This is a genomic window from Marisediminitalea sp., assembly GCF_984433645.1.
Genome location: NZ_CFIDRX010000201.1, coordinates 1 through 7,280, shown reverse-complemented (window position 1 = coordinate 7,280; position 7,280 = coordinate 1). Strand labels below are relative to the sequence as shown.

At 46.4% G+C, this 7,280-nt stretch carries 5 protein-coding genes and 1 pseudogene; 1 reads left to right on the top strand and 5 read right to left on the bottom strand.

The features are described 5' to 3' along the window. Nucleotides 1-122: 30S ribosomal protein S6 (locus AC4MRN_RS18235; protein WP_491204085.1), on the bottom strand; the 122-nt coding region annotated here is incomplete at its 3' end. Nucleotides 123-325: 203 nt separating this feature from the next. Between AC4MRN_RS18235 and AC4MRN_RS18230 the strand changes: the two genes are divergently transcribed. Next, a complete protein-coding gene (locus tag AC4MRN_RS18230) occupies nucleotides 326-868 on the top strand; it encodes a hypothetical protein (RefSeq protein ID WP_491204084.1) in 543 nt (180 codons plus the stop codon). Nucleotides 869-892: 24 nt separating this feature from the next. Here AC4MRN_RS18230 and AC4MRN_RS18225 read toward each other — a convergent pair whose 3' ends face one another. From AC4MRN_RS18225 to AC4MRN_RS18210, 4 genes and pseudogenes are all read right to left on the bottom strand, one after another. Next, complete coding sequence (locus tag AC4MRN_RS18225) at nucleotides 893-5,323, bottom strand: cache domain-containing protein (RefSeq protein ID WP_491204083.1); 4,431 nt, start codon at nucleotides 5,321-5,323, stop codon at nucleotides 893-895. A gap of 180 nt (nucleotides 5,324-5,503) precedes the next feature. After that, nucleotides 5,504-6,133, bottom strand: coding sequence for a LysE family translocator (locus tag AC4MRN_RS18220; protein WP_073316748.1), 630 nt, complete (start codon nucleotides 6,131-6,133; stop codon nucleotides 5,504-5,506). Between the two features lie 35 nt (nucleotides 6,134-6,168). Further along, nucleotides 6,169-7,044: a DMT family transporter gene (locus tag AC4MRN_RS18215; RefSeq protein WP_073316750.1), complete on the bottom strand. Its 876-nt coding sequence runs from the start codon at nucleotides 7,042-7,044 to the stop codon at nucleotides 6,169-6,171. A 45-nt stretch (nucleotides 7,045-7,089) separates the two neighbouring features. Next, nucleotides 7,090-7,280, bottom strand: a pseudogene (locus AC4MRN_RS18210) (23S rRNA pseudouridine synthase F); the annotation flags it as partial.

Sequence of the window (7,280 nt, the reverse complement as noted above, 5' to 3'; positions counted from 1 at the left end):
TCTTCCAGACGATGGATTTGACCACCTTCTTGCTTCAGGATAGTGGTATAACGCTCGATCATACCAGGTACTTGTTCACTCTGATCAGGGTGAACCATAAATACGATTTCGTAATGACGCATTAATACGCTCCTTACGGTTGTAGTCTCGGCAGAACAGCCAGCTGCATGGAGACAAGGAACTTGTTTGGTTGGCTGTAAGGGCGCGCATTATATAGGTGAATAGCGGGCTGCACAAGAATTATTCGACCTAAGCGAATAAAAGCATAATGCAGTCAGTAAATCGGCTAACCTTAGAGGTTAGCTAGCAACGCAGGAACAATTCCATGAAACACAACGGAGTCGTGTTATTTTCATATCATCGCCGGCAGCGAGACACCGCCAAAATATTGGGCTTAAACATAGTAGTTGCGCTTGCTATGTATGCTGCTGCTTACCAGTTTCTGCCTGAGGGCGATACCGCAGTACAGGAGCTATTGGCAGTGGCCGACATTGCTATTGTGGTCGTTGTACTCTGTTTACTTGCCGGGGCTTTTTATTTGTATAAAAAGAATGAAGCCGTTGAGGTTATTGTAACGCCGTCCACCTTCTTTTATCACGACCCGTACTTTTCGAGCCTGACTATTGAAGTGGCAGTAAAAGATATCCTGAGTATTACCCAAACTACGGACGTGCAACAGGACTTCCACACCACCAGAATGCACCTGAGAGACGGCAAGTCACACCAGCTAATGCTGATAAATCACAGGCTGGACAGAGCCGCGTTATACGACGCGTTGAAGAAAGCCAACCCCACCATCGAGTTGCCGGAACACCCCAATCGGTTTAAGAAACGCGTGCCCGACTGGGTAAAAAAGCTCAGGAAGTAAACGGCTTTTAGGGTAAACGCTTTTTTACTCTATCTCACCGGCCCCGCTACCTTTTAACAAACTGATATTCTTAAGCAGTAACGGGATTAACCCCAGGGTGGCCGTGGCCACACTCAACAGTGAATTCATTGAACTCCCGCTCGAATAAACAAAGATAACCAGCAATACCAGTAAAAGGGCAAAAATAGGAATTCTCAACACGTTCCACGTGCCGGTACCGGCATTATCCAGCCAGTCGTTTATTGTTGCTTCATCCTCAGCCACCAGAATGAAACGGCGAAAGCTCTCGTTAACCAAATGCCAACCTTTGTGTCGGTATAAAAATCCTCGGCGCACCAAATGCTCTATTACCATAGCATTTGATGGATTAATACTGGCGCCATTAGCCACCTTCCACAGGATGAGTTTTTCCTGCCGCGTACACTCTTCCCACTTTCTGCGATAAAGCGGTGTCGCATACACCAGCATATATTCAATCACTTGTTCAGGCTGCCAGTAATTGTTGAGCTCGTATGGCCTGCGTGGTTCGGGAGCAGAGCACGGCGACACACCGTCGTTTGCGCACCGGGTCTCTTCTGTGTAGCGTAAGAAGTCAGCATCTAAATGCTGTATTTCCTGCCATGCGTTGCACTCGTAAGCAATCAAATTGCCTATATCGAAGGGATTGTCCAACATGGATTTCTTCACCGGACACCATACATAGTGTTTGCTGAATTCTGAAAACAACTTCGTCCACGCCGATTTTTCATCCGTATCTGGCGGCGTAATGTCTTGCTGCTCTGAATAACAGCCCGGATTCAGAATTCGGTACAGTGGTGCCGTTTCTGCCACTATTACGAGGATTACTGCAGGATTAACGTGTAACTCGTATAACAAGTCGAGTGCATCTTTGCGCAGCTCGGCATTTAAACTGACCTGTTCAATGCCGGATATTGCCACAAGGTAATATTCCCCGTCAGACAAGGTCGTTTTGATCTGTTGAGAGAGTTCGGTGAGAAACAAAAATTGCTCAGCGACTTTCTCTAAAGAAGGCGTTAAACGGTGCACTGCATTGCCATAAAAATGAATATTAGGATGCACTCGTAAGCCTTTTTCATCATCGTGTTCCTGAAGGTAAGCCTGAGCTTGCATACGTGTTGCGTTCAGCATTAAGTGGGAATGCTTGGCATCATCGGGACACGCCTTGAATACCTGAAAGCCAGATTGCATGTTGTCCTGCGCTTCACAATCGCTTCTCACCCTGTACTGATCGTAGATATGCTCACCCATCAACCGCTGAACCAGTAACTTTCTGGTCCAGAAATAAATCGTTAATGGCGTGAACAGGGAAATAAACAACATGATCCCCCAACCGCCATCGACAATCGCTCTTAGCATCAAATGGTCGGCGTTATAATGCAGTTTTTGTTCGCCGTGCATTTCTGGGTGATGCGTGTCAACGACTTGCTTTGCAGAGTAAGTTAAGTGGCTGACAAACGCGGTTTCACTTGGAATCGCGCTAAGAATACCGGCTATAAGGACATCGCCTTTATGTGCTTCATGCTCAACTTCAGCTTCCTTGTCATCCGGTGAAGGGGGAAGTTCTACCCACTGAAGTCCCGAAAAAGTTGCCGTATTATTTTCCGAATTCGTGACAGATCCAGGAAAGAAGGATTGAAGCACCGTTTCCAGAGGCCTTTCTACCCTAAGATTGCACGGGAATACATCTTCCTCTAAACAAGGCCCTCCGTTTAAATACGCTTTGTATTTATTGAAACTTTCGTCTCGTGCCTGCAACGTCTGTTTGGCATGCTGCTCTTCAAAGTGCGCTTGCTGTTCCAATAAATAGTCGTGAGTAGAGTAGGCAATGAGCGATGCGGGTACCGCTGCTGCAAAGTAAATCAAACCAGACAAAAACCAGACATACCCGGTTGTATAACGCCTGGCTTCACGTTTTTCAGAAGCGTATTGCAAGCAAGGCTTGAGATTCTTCGGCATCGCTTTCTTCGTACAGACGAAATAGGCTACCGCGAGCAACCCTATACCGATTAAACAAAATAGCCAGTTAAGTGGCGTGTTGTGTTCCCAACTTTGCGAAGACCAGCTAATCCCGCACACAACCAGGAAACCAACCAGCATAAAGCCAAACCCAACCAGAGGTTGCTTTGAGACAAAATACTGTGAAAAATCCAGTTTGAACTGGCGCACAAAGAACACCGCCACACCGAATGCAAGCGCAGCCCAAAGCAACAATCGGCTTCCCAAGGGCTCGATCACCCCCATTTGATACTGAATACAAAAGCTCGCAGCGAACAACAGCAACGCGAAGGCAGGATATTGCTCTCGCCTTTGTTTGTCGAAATACACAAGTTGCTGCCAAAACCGCTGATGTGTAACAAAGCGCAACCACAAAAAGACCGGGACCATCACCAGCATAAATAAGAACACCGCCAGAAATACCAGGATCATGTTGTTGTTTTGCAATTCTTCCGGATTAAAGAACACCACTAATTGCCAGGGCAGAGACTTCGCAGCGTGATCTTCGTTTTCTACAGGAATAAGAGGCCCGACTAACGCCTGGTGCTTCACCCCCTTATAATTTAGCGTTATTGGCGTAGGGTTCGCGCTTAAGCCGTGCTCGGCAGCTATGAGTAATTCAGGGTTCCGGTTTGACTCTGTAAAAAAGTTCTCGTTTAAGCTTAGCGAATCATCGCTATGAAAAAGCACGTCACCGTTCTGATTGATCACCGCAAAACTGAAGTTTTTAGGTAGGACGCGGTCAACTAAACTTGAGAATCGCGTGCCAGTTATAGTTATTTTTTCGCTTTCCTGAAAGGTCTTTAGCTTAGCGAGCATTTTCCCAACCCAGCTCAGCAGCTCTGAAATGTTCGGCGCACTTTTGGTATTCTTAATCAATCCGTTTATCACACCAAAAGGCATGGATATCAGTGTATTTCTTCGCCCGTCTTCAATATTAAACAAACGCTGTAAATAAAATCGCTGGATAAACGTTTTCGACTGCTCGCTGGGCAACTCAGTTGACCATTGATGGCTCCAAAATTCACCGGCTATCCCTGCTTTAAAATATTCGCGCTTTGACAGGTCTAACTCCTTCCTAAAAGCCAACTGTCTGGATGAATGGAACGACAGCAGTTCCGTATCCACTTTGCCCTTTTCATTTACCGCAGCAATACTTTCGAACAGTGATAAGTACTCGATACCACTTTGACTGACTATTTTATCTCCTGATAGCTGTGCGCCGCAGATTTTCTGCTTATAGGGCTCTGTATCTTTGTAGAGTTCACATTCATTAAATGAAAGATTACCGAGAGATTGAAACATCGTTTCGAGCTCTTGTTTAAAATCGTTTCGAATATTCTGGTGGAGGTGAGTAAGTTGCTCTTGTTTAAACGTGTCGTAGTAACTGAAAAACAACTGTTGCACCAAGGCGATACTCAGGATACCCGCGGCAAACAACGTACCAATAACAATCTGGCTTTTATCTGTTTTTTGAATGGCGTATGTGCTGCTGACAAACCGTAATTTAAGTAGGGGCACTGTGGCTATCAGCATCAATAACCCGAGGATCAGCCACATGAGTAGTTTTGGTGGTAACTGGAGTTTACTCTCGTTGATCGTCTTCTTATCAATGATACCCAATAAGTAATAAGCACTACTGCCTTCGTTTAACCCAGTGCTTAAAACAGGGTGCACATAAATTCGCACACTCCCCGTACTTAAACGCGTATCAACAAAACTTGTTCCGGTTACCAGTACACTCTCAGCATTATCCTCAGACTGGTCTCCGCTTTGATTTTCAGCTGGTACTGAGCGCTGCAGGAAGTGCTCAACTTTTCGAATAATTCGTTCTGACTCATTACTGAATTGCTCACTGTTATTCACCACGGACCAAGCTGTACCCTGTTGATCCACAAGCAAGACGGTTTGAAAGCGGGCCATCGTCTTTTTTAAGGCATGGTGGATACTGCTTTTTAATTTGACCGAAATAGTGGAGTCAAATGTTGTAAACCGTCCGGTAAACTGAGCTTCATTGTATTCAGAAATAGAGAAGGAAAAGCGCTTAAACTCTTTTAGCGTTGAGTTCCAAAGAGGCCCCTGGCTAACCTTTCCTGTTTGTTCAATATCAACCAGATCCGGTGAGTTTTGCAGTTTTTTAACGGCGTCCTCGATATTTTTTTGTAACTTGTCGAGGTCGATAGCGGCTTTTTGAGGAGCCGCAGCTTTGTCCTCAGAATGATTCTCTGGAAGCAAATAATTCAGGGTAGCCTGCACTTTCTCCAGGCTTTGAAGCAAGCTACCTTCAACCTGGTTGAGTTCCCTGAATAGCAGCGTATTGAGGGTGTCCTCATTGCTGCTCATTTTGAAATAATAAATAAAGCCTGAAATGGTGACCCCAAGCGCGATCACCAGGCTGATAAACATGAGTCGGGACAAATTCCGTTTGAGTGGTGTCATAAGCGTCCTGCCAGTTCAACGTTTTATCCAATCGATAACGAACTGCAGTAACCACTAAACGTTATAAAATTTCATGCCGAATCGTAAGATCATTCTATTAACAAAGCAAACCTTGGTAATACCAATTCGACATAAAGCGGTTAATCCCAAGAAGTGGCGCTTATAAGCGGCAGGCTTTATTCAGGCACTTGCCAGCCCTAACTTCACGCCAAAGTAAACAAACAACCCACCAGCGGCTTTGTTTAACCAAAACCCTAATCCTTTTACACCGCCAAGCTTATTGCGCATAAAGGCGGTAGCAAGTGCCAGAAAAATACACCACAACGTGCCGGTAAAAACGAATACGCCACCCAGGGTAATGAACGCCTGGGTTTTATTCACAACATCGGCTGGGATAAACTGCGGCACAAAGGCTAAAAAGAACAGTGCCACTTTAGGGTTGAGCACATTGGTGAGCACACCACCGGTGTAAATTCGGCGCAAACTTGCCGGTTTGATATGGGGCTTTTGCTCGGTTTCTTTCTCGCGCTTAGCTATAAGCAAACTAATGCCCAGATAAAACAAATACAAACAACCGGCCAGCTTCACTGCGGTAAATGCCCAAGCCGATGTGGCAAGTAATGCCCCTAGACCAACCGCTGCGCCAAGAATATGTACACTCACACCGCTAATAATACCCAGTGTTGCTACAATTCCTGCTTTCGCCCCCTGACTGGCAGCCCTTGCAATAATATAAAGCGAGTCCGGCCCGGGAAGAATATTGAGTAACAGGCAAGAAAGCACAAATGCCCAAAGATTGGTGGCGTCCATGGATTAACCCCTAACGAAAAATAACAGCTTTGAATCTACGCCAGCCATACCAAAATAGCTACCCCTACCAGCGCAATAAGTGACCATATTAGCGTGGCTCGACTCACTCTCTCGCCCAGCAACCAGGCCAGACCCAATGACAAGACTACGCTGCTGGCAAACAAGGTTTGCACCACCGCGGCCTTCGTTGCAGAGAACGCCACCATTTGCAGATAAATAGCCACTACGGTACCAATAAGTGTGGTTGCAAAAAACAGCCCCCAGGTTCGTATTGCATTGACGGTTTCAGGCAGCCACCGCTGTTTCATAACGAGCATTAGTGAGGTAATTATTACCAGCCCGCCGATGAGCCTGATTTGACTGGCGTTGAACGCGTCAAGCTCGTAACTTACCAGAATGTCGCGACTGATCACGGCTCCCACTGCCTGACATAACGCTGCCAACGCCGCGAATACATAACCCGATAGTGAAAACAGTTCGAGCGCAGAGCGCTTTTGCAGCTTCACAATCATGTCTACCGACACGATCACCACGGCAATTCCCAACCATTGTTGCCAGCTAAGCCACTCCCCAATCCAGGCCATGGCCAATAACGCCGTAACAATGGGGGCCAAAGTTTCAGCCACCAGCATAGTTTGGGCGTCACCAATTTTATTCAGTGCCTGAAAGAAAAACGTATCGCCCAAACCAATCCCAATTGCGCCACTGAGCAACAACCAGTACCAAGCAGACGGGGGCAAACTCACAGAGGGTAAGAAAAATTGCGTAGCAATACTGAGTAATACAATGGAAATACTGCCCTTCCAAAAATTCATGGCAAGGGGGGAAAACGAACGCCCTAATAATCGAAAAAGCCGGGCGGCGATAGCCCAGCAGAGCGCTGTAGTTAAAGCGGCTATTTCACCCGTCATCACATTCTCTGCGTGTTATTAAGGCAATAAATAAACCTGTTGGCGTTATTTGCTGGCGGTTTTTCGGGAGTGCTTCACTGCATCATTTAACTGCTTCAACTCTTGTGCAGTCAGGTTGCGCCATTGTCCCGGGCGCAGGTTACCCAGAGTGATGTGCATAATGCGAGTCCGCTTTAGCTTAGTCACTTCGTAACCGAGGAATTCACACATACGGCGAATCTGGCGGTTAAGCCCCT

Bases quoted from the DNA above. Each gene is read 5' to 3' on its own strand.
- AC4MRN_RS18230 (WP_491204084.1), top strand. From the start codon at position 326: ATGAAACACAACGGAGTCGTGTTATTTTCATATCATCGCCGGCAGCGA.
- AC4MRN_RS18215 (WP_073316750.1), bottom strand. From the start codon at position 7,044: ATGACGGGTGAAATAGCCGCTTTAACTACAGCGCTCTGCTGGGCTATC.
- AC4MRN_RS18225 (WP_491204083.1), bottom strand. From the start codon at position 5,323: ATGACACCACTCAAACGGAATTTGTCCCGACTCATGTTTATCAGCCTG.
- AC4MRN_RS18220 (WP_073316748.1), bottom strand. From the start codon at position 6,133: ATGGACGCCACCAATCTTTGGGCATTTGTGCTTTCTTGCCTGTTACTC.